We start from the raw sequence: 19,158 nt of genomic DNA, 5'->3' as shown, positions 1-19,158 counted from the left end.
CGCAGCCGCCTGGCGTAACCCACCATTTCCGTCGACGCGGAAGAAGCCAAAGAGGTGGGTTACGCTAGCGCTAACCCACCCTACGAGTTCTCGCAATGGCGCCGGCAGCTCACTCCTTCAAATCGTTCACCCGCTTCACCCAGGCGCGCACGTCGGCGAGCACGTCGGGCAGCACTTCTCTCACCTCCGGCACCGTCATGCCGGCCTTGATGCGGGGATCGTACAGCAGGTTGAGGATGTACTGGTCGTAGACGTCGAAATAGCCCATCGACACATTGTCGTTGAACATCGTCCACGGCACGCTCGATGTGTCGTTGATCGGCCCGAGCGATTGCAGCACCTCCTCATAGGCGCAGTCGAGGAAGGTGAAGTCGCCGACGTCGACGGTGAGGATGACGTCGGAATGCTCGATCTCGAACTGGTCGTTCTTGCGAAAGCCGGACAGGCACTGCGGATCGAGCGAGGTGCGGATCTCGCGCGCCTTCTCCGCGCCGTAGAAGCTCGCAATGGTGCGATAGAGATCGCGGTCGCGCACCATCTTGACCCGCACGTTCGCCGCTTCGCTGCTGTCGGCCATGGCGATGTCGAGATGCTGTACGTGCTTGCCGATGTCGGCCACGACCCTTGCGAGCTGCGCCTTGCGGTCGGCGCGGTCGGTCTCGGCGAATACGCGCACCGGTTCGTCGAACTTGCGGATGCGGTCGACGCGGCCGGCGAGGTGGTACTCGGCGCCGAAGGCGGTCTTGAAAAAGCCGTCGACGATCTCGGCGTCGGTAAAGCTCTTCTTCTCGGTGCGCTGGCGTGAGGCGATCGCCGGCAATTCGCCGGCGCTCGCCGAGCTCACGACGCCAAGGGGGACGATGTCAGCCGCAAGCGCGAACGCCGCAAGCGCCAGCGGGGAGAAGCGGAGGATAGCCGAGGGCCGGTTGAAAGCGCGCATCGTCACGCAACGCTGCCGCATTCGCCGGCAACGCACAAGTCCGCAGATTCGCGGGCGAAGCCGGTTCCCGCCTTGCCGCGCTCTAGTTGTTCAGCACCACCACGGTGGTGCCGACCGAGACGCGGCCGTAGAGGTCGGTGACGTCGTCGTTGGTCATGCGGAAGCAGCCCGAGGACACTGCCTGGCCGATCGTCTCCGGCTCGTTGGAGCCGTGGATGCGGTAGAGCGTCGAGCCCAGATACATCGCGCGGGCGCCGAGCGGGTTCTCGATGCCGCCCTTCATGTGGCGCGGCAGGTCGGGCCGGCGGGCGATCATCTGCGACGGCGGCGTCCATTCCGGCCATTCCTTCTTGGCGGTGATCTTGTGCACCCCGCCCCAGCGGAAGCCGTCACGGCCGACGCCGATGCCGTAGCGCAGCGCCTGGCCGTTCTGCAGCACGAGATAGAGCCGGCGCTCGGCGGTGTTCACCACGATCGTGCCGGGGGCATAATTGCCGTTGTACATGACGGTGGTGCGGGGGATCGGGCTCGCTCCGCCGCCGAGAAAGCCGGTGGAGCTGGTGCCCGTGAAGTCGATCATCCCCGCTGCAGACGCGTCGGCGGCGCCAGCCAGCAAGAGCGCGATTGCGGTGATCGGTGCGGCAAAAAACCGGATCATTGTTTCCCCCAACAAAAATCGATTCAACGGAAACCACAGGCCATATTTGCGGGCATTCCGCAAGCCACGGCCCCGTGAGGCAAACCTTCTTAACAGACGGGGCATCGTTAACGGATGGCGTTACCAAATCGGCAACAGCACCAATTTGTCGGAAAGCGTTAGCCAAGCGGGCGCATCGCCCTGCCGGGCAGGGCCGCTATGCCGGCTATTGCTTTGACGGGCCGAGCGAACAATGATTGATCGGATGGAACGTTGGAAATTGCCTGCGGGAGTCTTGGGATGAACGGTGCGGAAAGCCTGGTGCGGACGATGGTCAAGGGCGGGGTGGATGTCTGCTTCACCAACCCCGGCACCTCCGAGATGCATTTTGTCGCAGCGCTCGACCGCGTGCCGGGCATGCGGTGCGTGCTCGGCCTGTTCGAAGGCGTGGTGACGGGTGCCGCCGACGGCTATTTCCGCATGAAGGGCACGCCGGCCTCGACCCTGCTGCATCTCGGTCCCGGCCTCGCCAACGGACTTGCCAATCTGCACAACGCCAAGAAGGCCAATTCCGGCATCGTCAACATCGTCGGCCAGCATGCCGTCTACCACATCGACTACAACGCGCCGCTGACTTCCGACATCGAGGGCCTTGCCCGGCCGATGTCGTCCTGGGTCCGCACCTCCCCGAACTCCAAATCGGTCGCCGCCGACGGCGCCGCCGCGATCGCCGCCGCCAGAAGCGCCCCGCCGCAGATCGCGACCCTGATCCTGCCCGCCGACACCGCCTGGAACGAGGCCGACGGCGTCGCCGAGGTCCCGGCCGAGCAGCAGCGCGCCAGCTATTCGCCGCAGGCGGTCGAGCAGGCCGCAAAAATCCTGCACGGCCACGGCGAGGGCACGCTGCTGCTGATGACCGGCAGCGCGCTCAGCGAGCAGGGCCTGGCCCTGGCCGAGCGCATCGCGGGCAAGACCGGCTGCACCGTGATGGGCCCGACCTTCCGTCCGAAGATGGCGCGCGGCCGCGGCCGCTTCTCGATCGACCGTATCCATTACGTCATCGAGCACGCGCTGCCGATGCTGGCCAAGTTCCGTCACATCGTGCTGGTCGAGGCCGACGATCCCGTCGCGTTCTTCGCCTATCCGAACAAGCCGAGCATGCTCAAGCCCGAGGGCTGCGAGGTGCATCGCATGACTTCCTGGGGCGAGAATTCGGTCGCCGCGCTGGAAGCGCTCGCCGGCGCCGTCAAGGCCAGCGCCAAGGACGTCAAGCCGCAGACCTTGGCTGAGCTGGCCAAGCCGACCGGCGCGCTCACCTTCGCCTCGATCGCGCAGGCGATCGCATGCGCGATCCCCGAGAACGCGATCATGGTCGACGAGTCCTTGACCACCGGCCGCGGCTTCTTCCCGCCGACGGCGGCCGCCGCGCCGCACGACTGGCTGCAGAACATGGGCGGCTCGATCGGCTTCTCGACGCCGCTGTCGATCGGCGCCGCGATCGCCTGCCCGGAGCGCAAGGTCATCACCATGGTCGGTGACGGCAGTGCGATGTACACGATCCAGTCGCTGTGGACCCAGGCCCGCGAGAATCTCAACATCGTCACCATCGTGTTCGCCAACCGCATCTACCAGATCCTGCGCGGCGAGTTCGACAATGTCGGTGCCGGCGAGCCCGGCCAGCGCGCCAACGACATGCTCCGGCTCGACCGTCCGACGCTCGATTTCGTCGCGCTGGCCAAGGGCATGGGCGTGCCCGGCCGCGCCGTCACCAATGCCGACGAGTTCAACAAGGCGCTGGCGGAAGCCGTCGCCGAGCCGGGGCCGCGGCTGATCGAAGTCCAGATGTAGGCGCGCAGACAGGGAGCGCCGAGGGCCCGGAGGCAAGATGCAGACCGAGCTGAACAAGGTGATCGCGGCGCTCAGGGACTTCTACGCCCACGAGGGATTCCTGTTCGAGAAGGACATCGGCGAGCGCGCGATCACGCATCGCTTCGCCGTCCATCTCGAGCGGCAGTTTTCAGGCTGGGCGGTCGATTGCAACTACGACCGGCTTGGCGAGCGCACGCTGCATCTGCCGCACGGCACGATCATCTCGACCGACGATCATCTGGGCAAGTCGATCTACCCCGACGTCGTCGTACATCAGCGCGAGATCCCGAACAATCTGCTCGCCGTCGAGGTCCGCAAGGCCAGCAATCACACCCCGCTCGAGCACGATCAGCACAAGCTGAAGGCGATGACCGATCCGCATGTCTGGTTCGCCTATTGGATCGGCGTGCTGCTCGTGCTGGACAAGCACGGCGTGACGTCCTCGGAAGTCTATGTCAGCGGCGTCTCCGATGAGCAGCAGTCGCGATGGTTCGCGGCCAGGCTCGAGGAGAGCGGTCGTGGGGCGATGAAATAGGGCGTCCACTGACCGCGTCAGAGGCGCGCGGATTTGCACAACTCGCGCGCCTCGAGGGCACATCACGGGCTTCGGCTGAACAACCGTTCAGAGCGGCCGCCAGCGACGCGGATGGTGCCGGTAGTAATCGTAGTCGTGATCGCAGTCGTCGTAACCGTAACCATGACCATAGTAGCCGGGAGAGCCGAGCACGATGGTTACACCACCCCCATGACGCGAGCCGCCGAACTCAAATGCGGAGGCGGAGGTTGGGGCCAAAGCGGCCGTGCCCAATAAGGCCGCGGCGACTGCAAGAAGTGAGAATTTGCGCAACATGGATCGTTCCTCTCTGATGGTTAGTCGATGTCATTATCGACCGTCGCAGCATGGACCATGCGACGACGCCCGACTGTGACTTCGGGCACGTTCGGTCTGCGCTCGGGACGCTGTTCATCCCATACCGTCGGGAAGACGTGAATCACGAGGCCGCTCGCATCACACGAGCGGCCCCTGCATTCTCTACCGTGGCGACCTCAATGCAGCGCAGCCCCCCCGCCCAGCGCGTAGGTCACCAGATCCTTCAACTTGAATTCGGGGCCGGTCACCGGCGTCCAGTTCGGATCGAGCGACAGCACGGAGGAGGCGTCCCCGAACATCATGCCGAGGAAGACTTCGGCGACGATGCGTCCGCCGACCGGGCCGAGTTGCGGCGTGTTGACGCCGCCCCCTGGCGCACCCGTGGCCGGGACCGCGACGGCGGTCTTGAACTGGCGCGCTTCCGCGAGGATGTAGGTCCAGAGCGGGCAATTGCCCCTGAACACGCCGTTGGCAATCGATGCGATCGGAACTTGGGGGTCGCCGACCGGATCGGGATTGTTGACGGCACGGCCGATGATGATCTGCTCGTCGGTCAGCGGCGTCACCTGCATCGCCCTGGCGACCGCCTGGCCCGACGGCAGGCCAAGCCGCCAGCCGCGTTCGAGATTGCGAAGCGCCAGTGACGACGGATTGGAGGCGACCTCCGGCGGCAGCTTGCGCAAGGGATCGACCAGCGATGTATCGATTCGATAGGCGAGCTGGAGCCGCCTCCTGTTGTCGGGGTTGGTGCTGTCGCCCTCGACGCCATAGGCGCGCGTGTCGATATCGATGAAACGTCCCCAGTCGATGGCGCGTCCCGGCCCCATGGCGCGGAAGCCCGTCAGCGCGTTGTTGTCGGGGTTGTTGGGGTCGGGGAATATCTGCAGCAGCATGTTGTCGGCGTCGTTCAGCCGATAGCCGGGCCGGATCATGGAGTGTCCGAGCCGGTAGGCCGCGACCGAAAACTCGACAGGCATGTATGGAAAGCTCTTCCAGTGATAGTAGGCGAGCTTGCTGCGATCGTAGCGCCCGCCGGTCTTGAGATCGTTCAGCACGGCGGCATTGACGATGCGCGGCAGGAAGTCGTTCAGCACGACGTATTGATAGTGGAAGCGCACACGCTGCTGCACGTCCTGGAAGGAGAGCGTGTCATTGTCGTCGACCATGCGGTTGTGGAAGCGCAGCATCAGCCCCTGCAGCTGCGAGACGATGCTGTTCTCGTCGTTGCGGGGATCGCCGATCAGCGCGCGGCCCTTGAATCGCGGCAGGTCGAAGGCATTGGATACGCCGGTGCCGGTCAAGGTCTCGCCGAGCAGGAACTTGCCGTTGTTGTCGTACATATAGGGTTGGTCGTTTGGTCCGCGTCCATAGAGATTGTCCAGGTCGAACGACGGCGTGCGGAAATCGACGAGGCCGTCCGGGTCCTGCTGCTTGGCCAGCGAGCTCACCGGATCGAAAGTGATGTCGTGATCGACGAACTGGCCGAAATAAGTGTAGAGCGCGGGAATTCCGCTCTCCTCGGCATCGGGGCCGTCCTTGGGCGGATCGAAATCGCCGACCATGTCGTCGGCGAGCGCGGCGAGATTTGCGATGTTGTCGGCCTCGTTCGGCCCGAATGTCGCCGGCGTCAGCGTGCGAAACATGCGGCCGAAGCGGCCTTGTGACAGCGGCGAACGGGTGGCGTTGAGACCGCGCGGCGTAGTGGCGTGACGACTGCTCATAAATGACCTCCATGAAAACTGACGACGGCTGGCAACTAAATCGAGAGGTGTTCGTCATAAGATATGCATGTGAGGGTAGATCGCGAAATTCGGCGTTGCTGTGCGCTGCTTCACACATTGCGCGATGTCGATCCGGCTCCATGAGCGAGCGTTGCGATCAAGCTGCGGATGCGCTTTGCAAATTTTTCTCGCCTCCACGCCGAATAACATTCTCGTCATCGATATATTCGACGCGAAGCAATGTCAGCCTGGCCGACCTATCAGGCGACGCCGAGATCGTGGCGAGCCGCGCGGGTTGCCTCGCGCGTTGCGGACTCACCCGACACGTTGTCGTGCGCGTCCTGGTCTCGGAGCGTGCGCTGCGTTCGGCGTGCGCCTATGATGGCGCAAGCCGTCGTGGCAACGTGATCCCGGCCGCAGTTTGCAGCCCTGGTCTCGCCTATCCTCGGCGGACTTGCATGCGTCGATCCCGCGGGACGATTCCGTCATTGGGGATCAGGCATTTTGGAGGTTCTGATGCAAAAGTCATATTTGCTGGTTGCGACCGCGGCACTGGCGCTCATCATGCAAACGCCGCTCGCGCTGGCGCAGACCGCCCCGGCTGCAGCGGGCACGCCGGCGACCCCCGAGACCACCGCGGCCCCTGCTGCGACCACTGCGCCGGCCGCGACCACAGACACATCGACCCCGCCGGCCGGCCCGAAGAAGAGCGCCGAGAAGAAGCCGAAGAAGAAGATGACGCGCCGGCAGGAGATCGATCATTCGATCGACACCGGTACCGTCCCTGCGCGCTATCGCAGCTCCGTGCCGAAGCAGTATCAGCAATATATTCCGTTCGAGAAGCAGTGACCGGTCGCACCGCGGCGCGAGGTGCTCCCCGCCTTGCGCCACGGTGAAACTGATCGGGAGCCATGCAGCAGCGAGGGCTCGATCTGATCGGCTGACCCTGTGGCAGTCCACGATGCCGGTGCTAGACTGGCGCCAGCCGGGGGGAAGCCGTGATGAGTGACGATGCAAAGGATGCTGGCCTGGTGGCCATGATCAGCAGCATCCTGGGAGGCAACAAGCGCGCAGAGGCCGCCAGCCCGCCGCCGCTTGCCGACGTCGCGCCGTCGGCGCCACCGGTCCCGGACGTGGCGCAAATCCCGGAGGCGGACTCTCCGAAGCTGCAGGAGCCATCCGATGAAGCCGTGCCGGCTCCGGCGCTGGTCGCGCCTGCCGCTCCATCCCTGACGCCGGACGGCAAGCGGCTGCTGCCGGCGGAGGCGATTGCCGAGCTCGTGCTCGGCGAACTGCGCAAGCTCGACGATTTTCCGGCGTCGGGCGTCTCCGTAACGGTCTATGGCTATCGGAACTGGAACGCGATGCTGACCTTCGCGCCGTTCTCGACCAGTTTCCAGAACGCGACCCGGTTCCGCCAGGCCTTGCCCGACCTCGTCTTCAAACTGCGCCGTTTCGTCGAACTTGAGATATAAGGGATCGAGCGATTTGGTTTAATCGATCCGGGCCGAGAACTCGTAAGAACGCCGACGAAGCTTCGGCTACGTCGCATCGCAAGATGCGGCCCGGGTGAGGGGTTTCGGCCTCATGCTCCAACTCTGATACAGTCGCGTAAGACTGTTCGACAGGATTTTCGAATTGAGCGTCGCCTTTACCAAAGAAGAGAGCGCCGAGACCGCCTCCGAAACGTTGCTGCCGGATCGCCCGATCTCGCCGCATCCGAACCTCGTGACGGAAACGGGCCTGCAGGCCTTGCAGGCCCAGCTCCAGGCTGCGCGCGAAGCCTATGAGGCCGCGCAAGCGATCGACGACGTCAACGAAAAGCGCCGGCAGTCGGCGGTGCCCTTGCGCGATATCAGATACTTCGCCGAACGGCTGCGCACCGCGCAGCTCGTGGCTAGTCCAACGTCGAACGAGACGGTCGCCTTCGGCAGCACGGTGACCTTCAGCCGCACGGATGGCCGCGTGCAGACCTATCGCATCGTCGGTGAGGACGAAGCCGATCCGAAGGCCGGCTCGATCTCGTTCGTGTCGCCGGTCGCGAGGTCGTTGATGGGGAAGACGGTGGGGGATGTCGTGGGAGCTGGCGCGCAGGAGATCGAGATCTTGGCGATCGCGTAGAGGCACGGAGTAGAGTGTGCTGGAACGACAACCCAACGCGCGGTGACGATTCCTCCCAATCTATCGCGCTTGTGAGCAGGCTCACTCCCTCTGCGGAGGGGCTCGCTCGTCGTCCCGCTGACGCTCTTCCAGCCAATCAGCGAGGGTCTTGTATTCCCGCTCCATCTTCTTGAGTTCTGCTCTGGTCTCCTTATGCCCCGTGATGGCGGCTTGGAAACGGCAGTCGCGCTCCAGAGCACGGTACTTGCGATGTGGCATTGTGACTCCCTTGTCACAAACGGAAGCCCCCCGCTTACTCGATATTCCTCGATCGCGAACTTAACTAGGTTAGTCGCTGCCAGTTTGGTCTTGCCTCCTCGATCTCCCGAGGGAACGGTTCTTGCGTCTTCCGGCCCAGGAATGTGTCAGGCGCGGGGCAGCGTCTCAGAACGTCCGCCGCTTTCCTGGCGAACTCACGTAAAAGCTCCAGGTTCTGGGCGTCCTGTTGGGACGGACGGCAAATTCCGCGCCGCAATACCATTGCTGCGTTCCTCGTCCTGTGCAGGCGGGAGCGCGCTTGGTCTCTCTGCCACCGGCGCCCACGGATCAGAGCCGTTGCCGATGATGTAGAAACAATACGCTTGATAGTCGAACTAGGACAGCACGTTCTTCAACCGGGCGCAGATCCATGGTCGTTCGTCAATACGGCCGTGATAGTGCTGGCTATCGCTGCGGCAAGGGCGCATGGTCATGCCAGCCGCGGCACCGGTCGGGCTTCACTTGCGAAAGGCAGGCGTGCATGGCCACCCGCTCGCGGCGAGAAGCCGTCACGTTCAGGCGTCCATTCCGCATCCGCGGCATCGAGCCCACTGGGCCGGTCGATAGGCTCAGTCGATCCTGCGAACGCGCAAGCCGCAGGCGCGGGCATCGCCAATGACTGACCACACCGTCGATCTCGATAAGCACCGCGGCATGGCAGCGCAGAAGGCGACCGAGCTGCGCCGCGCGCTGGCCGAGGTCGAAGCCAATGTCAGGGAGCTGCGCGAGCGCGAGGCCGACCTCGAGAACCGCATGATGACGGTGCCGGCCGGGTCCTGGGCCGAGGCCGCGACCAAGGCCCGCTATCTGCTCAACCTCTATGCTGCGAGCCTACCCGTCGAGGACACCCGCCATCGCGCACTGGTGGCTGCCCTGTTCGACGATTTCGCCCGGCTGTCGGAGGAAGGCTGAGGCGGACGCCGGGCACCTGCGTTCTCGACATGTGCCCCGCAACGACCGCGAAGGCGGGCATTGCTGCTGCAGGTGTGAAGAAGGGATCACGTAAGGGAGTAAGCCATGACGTTGACCCGCGGCCGCTTTATCAGCCACGAATACGAGCGGATGATCGTCCGCTTCTCGATGCAGGACGGCACCCGAGAGATTCCTTGCGCGATCTCGACCTCCGCGATGGATTATCTCGAGCCTGGCCCGCAAGTCAGGCCCGAGCAGCGGGAAGCACAGTTCACCCGCCTGCGGGACCGCATCGAAGCACGGGCGGCGAGCAAATACAGCGCGACGGAGTTCGAGGGCATTCCGCCCGGGATCGTGCTGCGCGGGATCGATTTCAGGCCGTAGGAGCTTTGATCTCCGGCAAAGGCGGTTTGCGCTCGAAGGGTTTCTTTTTCGGTGGCGCCGGCAACAATCCCTCCCGGATCGCCTGCTTGCGAGCGAGCTTGCGCGCGCGGCGAATGGCTTCGGATTTTTCGCGCGCCTTTCTCTCCGACGGCTTCTCGTAGGAGCGCCGCTGCTTCATCTCCCGGAAGACGCCTTCGCGCTGCATCTTCTTCTTGAGAACACGAAGAGCCTGCTCAACGTTGTTGTCTCTGACGACGACCTGCATTGATGTTTCTCGCTTGAGGCTGCAGATGCAACAGGTCCTGCAAGCAGCCGATTGCGCAGGAGCTTCATTGCGAATTTTTCAGGATAGCGGCCGCGACTTCAGTCGACAGCTCCGGGCCGGCCGAAGTGCTTTCACCGGCGACGCAGTCTGGTGCGCTCACGTGAACACTCTCGCACGGACAAGTCAATCGACAACGCCTGCGACCATTTCGGCAGATCCGATGGCAACGACCAGCCGAAAACAAATCGGCTTCCGCCCTTGTAAAAGAACGGGCGCGGTGTATATTGTGTTTGTTCGATCAGCCGCTGTGCCTTGTTGAATGCGCCCGCGGGCTCCTTTTCCAAAGACATCGACGAAGTTGAAAATGTCCGCGTGATTGTCGCGCGGCGTAGATGCGCTCGTGCGCTTTGGAGAAGATAATGACGACAGGTACCGTGAAGTGGTTCAACGGCCAAAAGGGCTTTGGATTCATTCAGCCGAACGACGGCAGCAATGATGTGTTCGTTCACATCAGCGCCGTCGAACGCGTCGGCCTTTCGGGTCTTGCAGAAGGCCAGCAGGTCAATTTCGAGACCAAGACCGACAAGATGCGAGGCAAGGTCAGCGCCGAGAATCTCTCGCTGGCTTGATATCGTGGCGCCGTTTCACGGATGTACTGAAACGGCCACTTGGCCCGCTCGATCCCTGGATTGAGCGGGTTTCGTCGCGTGCAAAACGGAGTGAAGCATGAGTGCCAGGAAAACGGCCGAGCTGTCACCCGAGGGCATCGCGCGTTCCGATCGTAAGCGCCTCGCCGCAGAAGAGGGCGTGCGCGCACTGGCAGATGTCGAAAAGCAGGCCATCGAAGTGCGCAAGAACATGGCGCGGCTTCGAGCGATCCGCGAGGCCAGGGAACGCGAGAAGGAGGCGGCTGAAGCAGCTCTCCACGCCGCGCTGCCTGTACCTGCGGCCAAGAAGCGTACAAGGAAAACCGCACGATAGCCGTCTTCAGCGTCGTCGCAGCAATTCGAAGGTGCCGATCCCATTCCGGAGAGTGCAGCTCGTGCGCAGAGTCAAATCGGACCACGGAACCATCACTTTCTTCGTAGCGTTCGGCGCTAGCAGGCAGATGTGCCGACTTGCGACGACCTTCGACACGCAGAAGCAGGCGTTCAGCTATTTCCAGAAGCATCGAACGGAGTTCGAACATATGGCGCGCAGGCGCCTTGCGTCGGGGGAGCTCGAAGATGGCATCGTCGTGCTTTCGATGCTTTGAACGGGTCGATCAGCTATTCTGCGAAGGTCAATGAATCGGCGGACATCTTAACCGAACGAACGTCGCTTTCAGGACGGGGCCACCCATCCCGAACTTCGATAGCCAAGTCCTCGCTGCTGGCGAACGGTTGGAGCTCTCTGCCAATATCGGCAAGAGAGATCGCCGCTTCGATCTCCGCGGCCCTTGATTGGACAAATCCAGACCTTCTTCGTCCAGACGAGCGCCTCACTGTCGCGTATCTCGAAGTAGAATCGCGACAACTACCGCGTCCTGTCGGGTGGGCTTTTCTGTCGGGCATCCCGTGCCAGGCGTTCGGCTTTCAGCCGTTCCCTGTTCGCGTGGAAAGCCTGTTGTGCCTTCTCGTAGTCGGTCGCGACTTTTTGCGGGGCCTGCTTGAAATAATTGTCCGCCGCCTTGGCGGCAGGCGATCGAAATTGCTGTCTCATCGCTTGTCCTTTCTATCAGTCGTGATTCGAAGTCCTCCTGTGTTGGAAACTTCCGGATTGGTTAGCTCCGTCCCTGACCAACCTGCTGCGTTTGGGCCGATCAATTCGCACACGGCCGAACTCTTCGGGGCCGTCGAGTAAATCGCGCTTTCGGCTCGCCCGAGTATCTGCCGTCGTCGTTGCGTCGCCCACCCGGTCGATCGTATCGCCAGCCAGTTTCCTGGCGCGTCGTGTCTGCCGATCGTGGTCGGTGTCCGATGCGAGTCCCAGCTCCACGAGGCGGCCTATCGCTTCGGTCAGGCTCGAGACGTCGTTCCGACGAGCCATCCACGCCGTGATGGCTCTCGACAGAGATTGCGAGGGACGAAAGCAAACAGTGTGAGCAGGATTACCGCTGTTTTTCGGTTTTTTCATCGAACCCAGCAGTTGCAGAATATGGCCTGACCGGGGCTTGGCACCGGCCGCAAGGTCAACCGCCGATCTTCTGATGGGTTCCTCAAATAACGGCCGTGAGAGCCGGGGAGGGGAGCGAAGAGCGGCGCGGACCGAATGGCATGGAAACCATCCGGAAGTTCGTCGATTGCTGCCCGGTGTCGAAGAGCCGGAAGCCGAACAGATCGGCGTCGAGGGCAGAGCGCCGATGGTCGCTACTCCAGAGTAGATGTGCGGCCAAAGCCAGAGCTCCGAGGATGGCCGGGGCGGCGAGATAGGGGAGCAGGCGCCTCATTCGTTCACGTCCTCCTCGACAGGGGCAATGTCCCGTCCGGCCGGTCCGGTAGCAGGAACACTTCGGATCCCACTCCAGTATAAAACGATCGTTCAAGAATATATAACGATCGGTCAAAAAGCGAAAAGCGCGCTGCGAGGGTGAAAATGCGAAAAGCTGGAAATTGCCGTAGGCGGACACGCTTGACGGCGCAGGCGCGCTGACGATTGCCCAGTCAATAGGCAGGGTGACCCGCAAGGTGCTGCGATACCGGGCTCAGGAGCAGATGCTTTCGGACGCGGACAAGTGCCGCTGAGCGTGAGGCACTCAGTCGCCCTTCCTGCTCGGCGCGGCCGCGCCACCGGACAAACCAAGCCCACCGAGCACGAGCTGGACGATCGTGGCCTTGGCTGCTTCGTAGTCGGCCTCTTCGAGCTGCCGCTTGCGTTTCATGATGGCCATCTGGCTGGAAAAATCGGCGTAAGCCTGGGTCATGGCCCAAATACAAAAGAACAGATCGGCAGCGCTGACCGGCCGGACGGCGCCGCGCGCGGCCAATGTGTCGATGGTCTTGACCTTCTCGTGCAGCAGCGGTGTCGAGACCTTCTCGATGAAGTTGCCGATGAATGGCGCTCCGCTGATGATCTCGTTGGCATAAATCCGCGAGAGATGCGGGTGATCGCGGGAGAAATCCACCTTCCTGTGGATGTAGCGCACGAGAACGGTTTCCAGATCGGTTGTGGCGTCGAGAGACTCCATGTCTCGCGCCCATTTGTTCATCGCGCGTTCGAGTATCGCGCGATACAGATCCTCCTTGTCCTCGAAGTAGTAGTAGATATGAGCTTTCGCCACGGACGCCTTCTTGGCGATGAGGGCCGTCGTTGCTCCGCGGAAGCCGAAATGTCCGAACACGAACTCGGCGGCATCGAGAATCTTCTCCTCGATGTCGGGGGCCGGCGCGGTGGCCCTGCGTCCACCTTTCGGCCCGCGGCGGATGCGAAAGTGCGATTTGGTGGTTGCGTCCGCCGCCATGGTATTTTCCCGAATATGGCCGCTCGAGCGGCAGACTGGGCCCAGTGCCGTTCAGGTACATCAAGGCTCCCCAGCATGCAATTGGCGGTCCGTCGTCATACCGACGAAAGACTTTCTCGACGTGGATGATGTTTGGCCTGCAGCGATGGCCGAGAGATCGCTGACACGCGGCCGGGGATGCTGCCATCATGCCCCTGTTTTGCCCGACGGAGCAAGCCGTTTTCGGAAAAGCCGCACCACCTTGATCCGACCGAGGTCGGCTACTGTGCATGGGGTTGTTTTCGACTTTTCGATCGGGCGGGAGCAAGACCCCCGATTCCGTTGACGCTCTTCGAGCCATGCCGGATACGTTTCGCCATCATTGGGCGTGGCTGCGCCACGCGAAGGCGAAGCGTGGTGGGCGCACAAGGGATCGAACCTTGGACCTCTCCCGTGTGAAGGGAACGCTCTCCCGCTGAGCTATGCGCCCGGGACCATCATGCAGACGGCCGGACCTTTCGGCCGGCCGGCGCATCGGAGCCCGCGATTTAGAAGTGCGGGTGAGAAGTGTCAAGTTTTCAGGCGGCTTGAGGCCGGAAAACCTTTCGCCGATGGAGCAAATCGGCGGCGAGGCCGGGGTTTCGGACGATTTACGCGCCCTGCTGGCGGGCGCGGGAGGCGTGGGCCTGGAGCGCGCGGATGCGCTCGGCCAGCGTTCCGCCGCCCTCGGGCAGGGGGCTTGCTGCCGCGCCGTTGGTCGCGACGCCATTGGCCGGGCGCGGCGCCGGCTTTGCGGGCTGGCCGGCCTCGGCCGCCAGCAGCGCCTCGATCGGCGAGTTCGGGCCCTCGAGCTGTATCGCGAGCTTTGCCACCTCGGCGGCGATGTCGTTGATGCGCTCGCGCAACAGCGCGTTCTCCATCCGCTCGGTCGCCCAGGAGCTTTCCGCCTGCTGCTGGATCGCATTGATGTCGCGCTGGAGTTTTGCGCGCTCGTCGCGAGCGATACGCAGCTGCTCTTCGAGCGCGGCTTTCTCGGCGCGGAGCTGCTCCATCGCGGCCGACGACTTGCCGCCGCTGTGGGCGGCCATCTCGACGCGCAGCTCCTTGATGGTGCGCTCGGCGTTCTCGTTGCTCTGGCGGAGCTGGTTGTTCTCATAGTCGCGCTCGGCGAGCAGCTTGCCTTGCGTGGCGAGCCGCCCTTCGAGATCGGCGACGCGGCCCGAGAGCATCTCGGCTTCCTTCACCTGCACGATCAGCTGGCGATCGAGCTCGGTGACGCGCTGGCTCAGATTCTCGACGCGGCCGCGCGCCTCAGCAAGCTCCCGCGAGGCGGTCTCGGATTCGGTCCGCTCCTGCGCCAGGCGCGCCTGCGTCGCCGCGAACTCCTTCTCGGCGTCGCCGACGCGGTTCTTCAATTCCTCGATCTGCGCGCGCACCGCGACCAGCTCGACCTGGCGGCTCTCCGCCATCATCGAGCGGTCGGACAGCTCGGAATTGATCTTTGTCAGTTCGGCCTGCTTGTCGGCGAGCGCAATCTCGGCCTCGCGCAAGGCTTCGGTCTTGGCGTTGAATTCCTCCTCGGTGGCGCGGAGCTGCTCCTTTACCGCCTTCTCGCGCGCCTCCAGCGCGAAGATCGTGGCGTTCTTCTCCCCGAGCTCGATCTTCATGCGGTTGATGGCATCGCTCTTCTTGCCGAGCTCGGCGAGCTGGCTCGTCGTCTTGTTCTTGAGCTGGTCGACGCTCATCTCCAGCCGCCGCGCCGACATCGCGAACTCGGCGCGGAGCTGGTCCTTGTCGGCCTGGATCTCCGCCATCGACAGCGGCGTGGCCGCCTCGAGCCGGCGCGTGGTCAGGCGGACCGCGCGGTTATGCACCAGCGGCACGATCGCAAGCCCGCACAGCATCGACAGCAGGAAACCGATCGCCAGGTACATGATCGGTTCGACCATGGGCCAGAACTCCGAGAGCTAAGGAAAAATTTACCAACGACAATGCATGCGAGGCCGGCAAAAAGCCAGCCCCCGCCTCTCGTTAACCTTGATCCGTAGGGATACGGAGGCGTTTGCCTAGAACGGGTTCCAGGTCGCGCGCGGCGTGTATTTGAGATAGCCGATATTGGCGCCGAGGCGTAAGCCCAGGCCGGAGCGGATCGGTACCAGCACGATGTTGTTGGCGGTGAGCGCCGTCATGCCGAAGCCGCCGATGATATAGGCCGAGCCGTCGATGCCGGCGAAGCGCTGGTAGATCGCGTTGGTGGCGGGCAAGTTATAGACCAGCGTCATGGTGCGCGCGCCGTCGCCGCCCCAGTCGAAGCCGAGCGAGGGACCCTGCCAGTAGACGCGCAGGTCGCCGGCATTCTTGGTGTAGAGCGTACCTTCGCCATAGCGCAGGCCGGCAACGAAGGCGCCCGAGCCTTCCTCGCCCAGGATGTAGCCGTTCGGCAGGCCCCATTGACTGACCGCCTTCTCGATGATCGAGGCGAGCCCGCGCGAGACGTTGCCGAAGAAGCGGTGGCCGGCGGTGACAAGCTCGTCCGGCCCATAGGTGCTGGGCGACGGGGTCCGTTGCGGCGGCGGCAGATCCGGCGGCGGCGCAGCCGTCTGGGCCGAGGCCGGCACGATCCAGCCGGCCAGCGCGACGAGCGCCACTGCGGCAAGGCGTGATGCGAAAGTCATAAAAGAACCCCTGATACCGATTCCGTCCGCTTTCCTTAACCTGACGCCAACAGGCACGGCTCTAGGTTGCGCCGGATGTCCCCTCGACTCGGATGTTATCCGCAGCAACTATGACGGCACAACGGCAGGAAGATAGCCCTTTGCGCCCCGGAATTGCCTTGATCGGCCGTCTGGCCTGCATGCTGGCGGGCATTTGGCTCGCCTGCTCGGCGTTGTCGGCGCAGGCCGCGACCACCGAACGGATCGTCGTCAACCGCTTCTCGGGCGTTGCCATCGAGGGCTTCGACCCCGTGGCCTATTTCGTCGATGGCGGCCCGGAGCAAGGGACCGCGGACTTCGAGGCCAACCTCTGGGGCGCGGTCTGGCGCTTCCGCAACGACGGCAACCGGGCGGAATTCCTCGCCCATCCCGAAATCTACGGGCCACAGTTCGGCGGTTATGACCCCGCCGACATCGCACGCGGCGTGATCACCGCCGGCAATCCGCGCTTCTTCGTGATCTCGGCGCAGCGGCTCTATCTGTTCAACCGCGAAGACAATCGCGACGCCTTCGCCGCCAATCCGGGGCGCTTCCTGTATGAGGTCGGCAAGCGCTGGCCGGCCCTCCAGGACAAGCTCAGTCAGTAGCTTGCTACCGCTTCGGAGTCGCCCCAGGCGATGAACGCCGGGATGATGAAGCCGGTGTCTCCGCGCTCGCCGAAGCGAAGCTCGCCGCCCCTGTCGTCGGTGACCTTGCCGCCGGCGGCGGTCACCACCGCGCAGCCCGCCCCAACGTCCCATTCGCAAGTCGGCCCGAAGCGAGGATAGATATCGGCGCTGCCCTCCGCGATCCGGCCAAACTTCACGGCCGAGCCACAGGTCTTTCTGACGGCGTTGGGCCTGGCATCGATGAACGCTTCGCTCTTGGCATCGCCATGCGAGCGGCTGACCGCGGCGACCCAGGGCTCACCAGGCCCGGGCAGTTTCCGCGTCCGGATCGGCTCGGCAGTGCCGATGGTCGCGCCGTCAAATCTCACGCGCTCGGCGCCACGGCCGACGATACCGCGCCAGAGCAGCCCGAGCGCGGGTGCGCTCACGATGCCGAGCAGCGGCACGCCCTCCGTCACGAGGGCTAGGTTGACGGTGAACTCGTCTCGGCCGGCGACGAACTCCTTGGTGCCGTCGAGCGGATCGATCAGGAAGAAGCTGCCGCGAAATGGGGGTGAGGCGAGGTGGGTCCGCTCTTCCGAGAGTGTCGGCACGTCGCCGGCAAGCCTCGCCAGCCCATCCGCGATGATTTGGTCGGCGGCGAGGTCGGCCTCGGTCACCGGCGAGCCGTCCTGCTTGCCGTCGACCCGCATCGCCGCGCGATTGACGCGCATGATCGCCTCGCCGGCCTGCACCACCAGCGCAGTCAGAGGCTCCATCAGCCGGTCAGCGGCGTCGCTGTCGATGTTCCTCACCTGCATGCCTCATTGATCGGCAAGTCTCGCCCTCTCTTCACGTGATTCGCCCCGATTGGTTCGACTGGCGCCTTATGGCCGCTTCGTACCTATCGCAAGCTAGCTGCCACAGGCTGGCGAATGTTAGAACTCCCAGCATCCGTCAAGCATGCGTGATTCGCCGCGTCCGCGCCGTGCAATTCCAGGAACCCTTTATGTCCGACGCTCCGTCTTCCGGTACCGCTTCCGCTCCCGATATGCTCGAACTCGCGGCGCTCCTGTGCTCGCGGGTCTGTCATGATCTCATCAGCCCGGTCGGCGCGATCGTCAATGGGCTCGAAGTGCTCGACGACGATCCCAAGCCCGAGGACCGCGAATTCGCGCTCGACCTGATTCGCAAGAGCGCGAAGACGGCCTCCGCCCGCCTGCAGTTCTGCCGCCTCGCCTTCGGCGCCGCCGGCTCCTCCGGCGCGCAGATCGACCTCGGCGATGCCCAGACCATGGCGCGCGGCCATATCGAGGACGGCAAGTGCTCGATCACATGGAACCTGCCGCGGCTGCTGCTGCCGAAGAATCGCGTCAAGCTGTTGCTCAACATGTTGGTCGTTTCCCAGCATACGATCCCGCGCGGCGGCACCCTGACGGTCGATCCGATCGGCGAGGGCGAGTCGATGAGCTTCCGCATCACCGCGACCGGACATAACGCACGCCTGCCGCAGAACATCTCCGAGCTTCTGAGCGGCGCGCGCGGACCGGCCGCGGATGCACACGCGATCCAGCCTTATTATACGCGGCTGTTGGCGCAGGCCTGCGGTCTCACCGTGACACTCAAGCCCGAAGGCGAAGCAATCATCGTTACCGCTTCGTAAACGCGTACGTCGCTCTCAGAGGTTAATCCAATCTTTACGAGGCGCTTCGGTTTGTCCGGAGCGCCTTATCTCTTTGTTGGTTCCGTTCTTTTGCACATACTCAACCAATATTAAACGCTTTGCGGTGAAGCTGGCCCCATTCTGAAGTGGCGCATCACAACACGTGCGTGCCCCTCCCTGTATGAAGGCCTGTTTTCATGGATGATCTGTTGCGGGAGTTTCTGACGGAGACCAGCGAGAGCCTGGACACCGTGGACAATCAGCTGGTGAAGTTCGAGCAGGAGCCGAACAACGCCAAGATCCTGGATAACATCTTCCGCCTGGTCCACACCATCAAGGGGACGTGCGGCTTCCTGGGGTTGCCGCGACTGGAAGCGCTGGCGCATGCCGGCGAGACCTTGATGGGCAAATTCCGCGACGGCATGCCGGTGACGGGACCGGCGGTGACGCTGATCCTGTCCTCGATCGACCGCATCAAGGAGATTTTGGCCGGCCTCGAGGCGACCGAAGCCGAGCCCGAGGGTAACGACCGCGATCTCATCGACAAGCTGGAGGCGATGGTCGAGCAGGGCATGGCCGCAATGTCAGGCTCGGCGCAGCCGATGCCGGCTGCCGGCGCTGCTGCTCCTATTGCCGAAGCCCCGCCGCTGGTGCCGGAAGCACCCGTCGCCGCTGCGCCCGCCAAGGAGATGACCACGGGCACGCTGATCGAGCAGACGCTGGAGCGCCCCTTGCGTCCGGGCGAAGTCTCGCTCGACG

Annotated in this window: 23 protein-coding genes and 1 tRNA gene; 13 read left to right on the top strand and 11 right to left on the bottom strand. The window is 63.7% G+C overall.

Translation table 11 applies throughout. The annotated features are described in order from the left end of the window. Positions 1-109: 109 nt before the first annotated feature. Together BM374_RS31305 and BM374_RS31300 are read right to left on the bottom strand one after the other, a co-directional pair. Positions 110-940, bottom strand: coding sequence for a DUF2927 domain-containing protein (locus tag BM374_RS31305; RefSeq protein WP_177248682.1), 831 nt, complete (start codon positions 938-940; stop codon positions 110-112). An 82-nt stretch (positions 941-1,022) separates the two neighbouring features. After that, entirely contained in the window at positions 1,023-1,598 is a 576-nt protein-coding gene (locus BM374_RS31300) for a L,D-transpeptidase (protein ID WP_092301782.1), read from the bottom strand. A 279-nt stretch (positions 1,599-1,877) separates the two neighbouring features. Between BM374_RS31300 and BM374_RS31295 the strand changes: the two genes are divergently transcribed. Continuing rightward, the gene (locus tag BM374_RS31295) at positions 1,878-3,425 is read left to right on the top strand and encodes an acetolactate synthase large subunit (RefSeq protein ID WP_092301779.1); all 1,548 of its coding nucleotides are present in this window, start codon (positions 1,878-1,880) and stop codon (positions 3,423-3,425) included. Between the two features lie 37 nt (positions 3,426-3,462). Continuing rightward, a complete protein-coding gene (locus tag BM374_RS31290; protein ID WP_092301776.1) occupies positions 3,463-3,981 on the top strand; it encodes a hypothetical protein in 519 nt (172 codons plus the stop codon). Positions 3,982-4,068: 87 nt separating this feature from the next. Here the strand turns inward: BM374_RS31290 and BM374_RS31285 are convergent, their stop codons facing one another. Together BM374_RS31285 and BM374_RS31280 are read right to left on the bottom strand one after the other, a co-directional pair. After that, the gene (locus tag BM374_RS31285) at positions 4,069-4,296 is read right to left on the bottom strand and encodes a hypothetical protein (protein WP_092301773.1); all 228 of its coding nucleotides are present in this window, start codon (positions 4,294-4,296) and stop codon (positions 4,069-4,071) included. Positions 4,297-4,493: 197 nt separating this feature from the next. After that, positions 4,494-6,038 (bottom strand): peroxidase family protein, encoded by a 1,545-nt coding sequence (locus tag BM374_RS31280; RefSeq protein WP_092301770.1) that lies wholly within the window; start codon positions 6,036-6,038, stop codon positions 4,494-4,496. Positions 6,039-6,554: 516 nt separating this feature from the next. Here BM374_RS31280 and BM374_RS31275 point away from each other — a divergent pair. From BM374_RS31275 to BM374_RS31255, 5 genes are all read left to right on the top strand, one after another. Beyond that, positions 6,555-6,887 carry a hypothetical protein gene (locus tag BM374_RS31275; protein ID WP_092301767.1) on the top strand — a complete coding sequence of 111 codons (333 nt, stop codon included), beginning with the start codon at positions 6,555-6,557 and terminating at the stop codon, positions 6,885-6,887. Between the two features lie 152 nt (positions 6,888-7,039). After that, positions 7,040-7,513 (top strand): hypothetical protein, encoded by a 474-nt coding sequence (locus tag BM374_RS31270; RefSeq protein ID WP_092302118.1) that lies wholly within the window; start codon positions 7,040-7,042, stop codon positions 7,511-7,513. Positions 7,514-7,676: 163 nt separating this feature from the next. After that, a complete protein-coding gene (gene greA, locus BM374_RS31265) occupies positions 7,677-8,159 on the top strand; it encodes a transcription elongation factor GreA (protein ID WP_092301764.1) in 483 nt (160 codons plus the stop codon). 912 nt (positions 8,160-9,071) lie between these two features. Beyond that, entirely contained in the window at positions 9,072-9,368 is a 297-nt protein-coding gene (locus BM374_RS31260) for a hypothetical protein (protein WP_092301762.1), read from the top strand. A gap of 105 nt (positions 9,369-9,473) precedes the next feature. Continuing rightward, positions 9,474-9,752 (top strand): DUF1488 family protein, encoded by a 279-nt coding sequence (locus tag BM374_RS31255; protein ID WP_092301759.1) that lies wholly within the window; start codon positions 9,474-9,476, stop codon positions 9,750-9,752. Here BM374_RS31255 and rpsU read toward each other — a convergent pair. Further along, positions 9,742-10,017, bottom strand: coding sequence for a 30S ribosomal protein S21 (rpsU, locus tag BM374_RS31250; protein ID WP_092301756.1), 276 nt, complete (start codon positions 10,015-10,017; stop codon positions 9,742-9,744). The genes BM374_RS31255 and rpsU overlap by 11 nt on opposite strands. 419 nt (positions 10,018-10,436) lie before the next feature. Between rpsU and BM374_RS31245 the strand changes: the two genes are divergently transcribed. The 3 genes from BM374_RS31245 (at position 10,437) to BM374_RS31235 (ending at position 11,272) form a co-directional block, all read left to right on the top strand. Then, positions 10,437-10,646, top strand: a complete 210-nt coding sequence (locus BM374_RS31245; RefSeq protein WP_092302117.1) for a cold-shock protein — start codon at positions 10,437-10,439, stop codon at positions 10,644-10,646. Between the two features lie 97 nt (positions 10,647-10,743). Then, positions 10,744-10,998, top strand: coding sequence for a transcriptional regulator (locus BM374_RS31240; RefSeq protein ID WP_092301753.1), 255 nt, complete (start codon positions 10,744-10,746; stop codon positions 10,996-10,998). Between the two features lie 61 nt (positions 10,999-11,059). After that, entirely contained in the window at positions 11,060-11,272 is a 213-nt protein-coding gene (locus tag BM374_RS31235; RefSeq protein WP_502689473.1) for a hypothetical protein, read from the top strand. Between the two features lie 260 nt (positions 11,273-11,532). On the opposite strand, the gene BM374_RS38125 is transcribed toward BM374_RS31235, so the two are convergent. The 5 genes from BM374_RS38125 to BM374_RS31205 all read right to left on the bottom strand — a co-directional run bounded on the left by BM374_RS38125 (position 11,533) and on the right by BM374_RS31205 (position 16,110). Then, positions 11,533-11,718, bottom strand: a complete 186-nt coding sequence (locus tag BM374_RS38125; protein WP_143270288.1) for a hypothetical protein — start codon at positions 11,716-11,718, stop codon at positions 11,533-11,535. Between the two features lie 1,033 nt (positions 11,719-12,751). Next, the gene (locus BM374_RS31220; RefSeq protein WP_092301741.1) at positions 12,752-13,456 is read right to left on the bottom strand and encodes a TetR/AcrR family transcriptional regulator; all 705 of its coding nucleotides are present in this window, start codon (positions 13,454-13,456) and stop codon (positions 12,752-12,754) included. Between the two features lie 394 nt (positions 13,457-13,850). After that, positions 13,851-13,925: transfer RNA gene (locus tag BM374_RS31215), tRNA-Val, on the bottom strand. Positions 13,926-14,085: 160 nt separating this feature from the next. Next, positions 14,086-15,384: a coiled-coil domain-containing protein gene (locus tag BM374_RS31210; protein ID WP_092301738.1), complete on the bottom strand. Its 1,299-nt coding sequence runs from the start codon at positions 15,382-15,384 to the stop codon at positions 14,086-14,088. A gap of 117 nt (positions 15,385-15,501) precedes the next feature. Continuing rightward, positions 15,502-16,110 (bottom strand): DUF1134 domain-containing protein, encoded by a 609-nt coding sequence (locus tag BM374_RS31205; RefSeq protein WP_092301735.1) that lies wholly within the window; start codon positions 16,108-16,110, stop codon positions 15,502-15,504. 140 nt (positions 16,111-16,250) lie between these two features. Between BM374_RS31205 and BM374_RS31200 the strand changes: the two genes are divergently transcribed. Further along, positions 16,251-16,736: a YHS domain-containing (seleno)protein gene (locus tag BM374_RS31200; protein WP_092301732.1), complete on the top strand. Its 486-nt coding sequence runs from the start codon at positions 16,251-16,253 to the stop codon at positions 16,734-16,736. On the opposite strand, the gene BM374_RS31195 is transcribed toward BM374_RS31200, so the two are convergent. Continuing rightward, the gene (locus tag BM374_RS31195) at positions 16,730-17,557 is read right to left on the bottom strand and encodes a 3'(2'),5'-bisphosphate nucleotidase CysQ family protein (RefSeq protein WP_092301729.1); all 828 of its coding nucleotides are present in this window, start codon (positions 17,555-17,557) and stop codon (positions 16,730-16,732) included. The two genes, BM374_RS31200 and BM374_RS31195, sit on opposite strands and share 7 nt — an antisense overlap. Positions 17,558-17,745: 188 nt before the next feature. On the opposite strand from BM374_RS31195, the gene chpT reads away from it, so the two are divergent. Both chpT and BM374_RS31185 read left to right on the top strand, forming a co-directional pair. After that, on the top strand, positions 17,746-18,399 hold the full coding sequence (chpT, locus tag BM374_RS31190; RefSeq protein ID WP_092301726.1) for a histidine phosphotransferase ChpT: 654 nt from the start codon (positions 17,746-17,748) through the stop codon (positions 18,397-18,399). A gap of 197 nt (positions 18,400-18,596) precedes the next feature. Continuing rightward, positions 18,597-19,158: Hpt domain-containing protein (locus BM374_RS31185; RefSeq protein WP_177248131.1), on the top strand; the 562-nt coding region annotated here is incomplete at its 3' end.

Origin of the sequence: Bradyrhizobium sp. Ghvi (genome assembly GCF_900115265.1) — a bacterium.
GTDB lineage: Bacteria > Pseudomonadota > Alphaproteobacteria > Rhizobiales > Xanthobacteraceae > Bradyrhizobium.
Note: the sequence above shows the minus strand (reverse complement) of the source record. Positions and strands in the feature narration are given on the sequence as shown.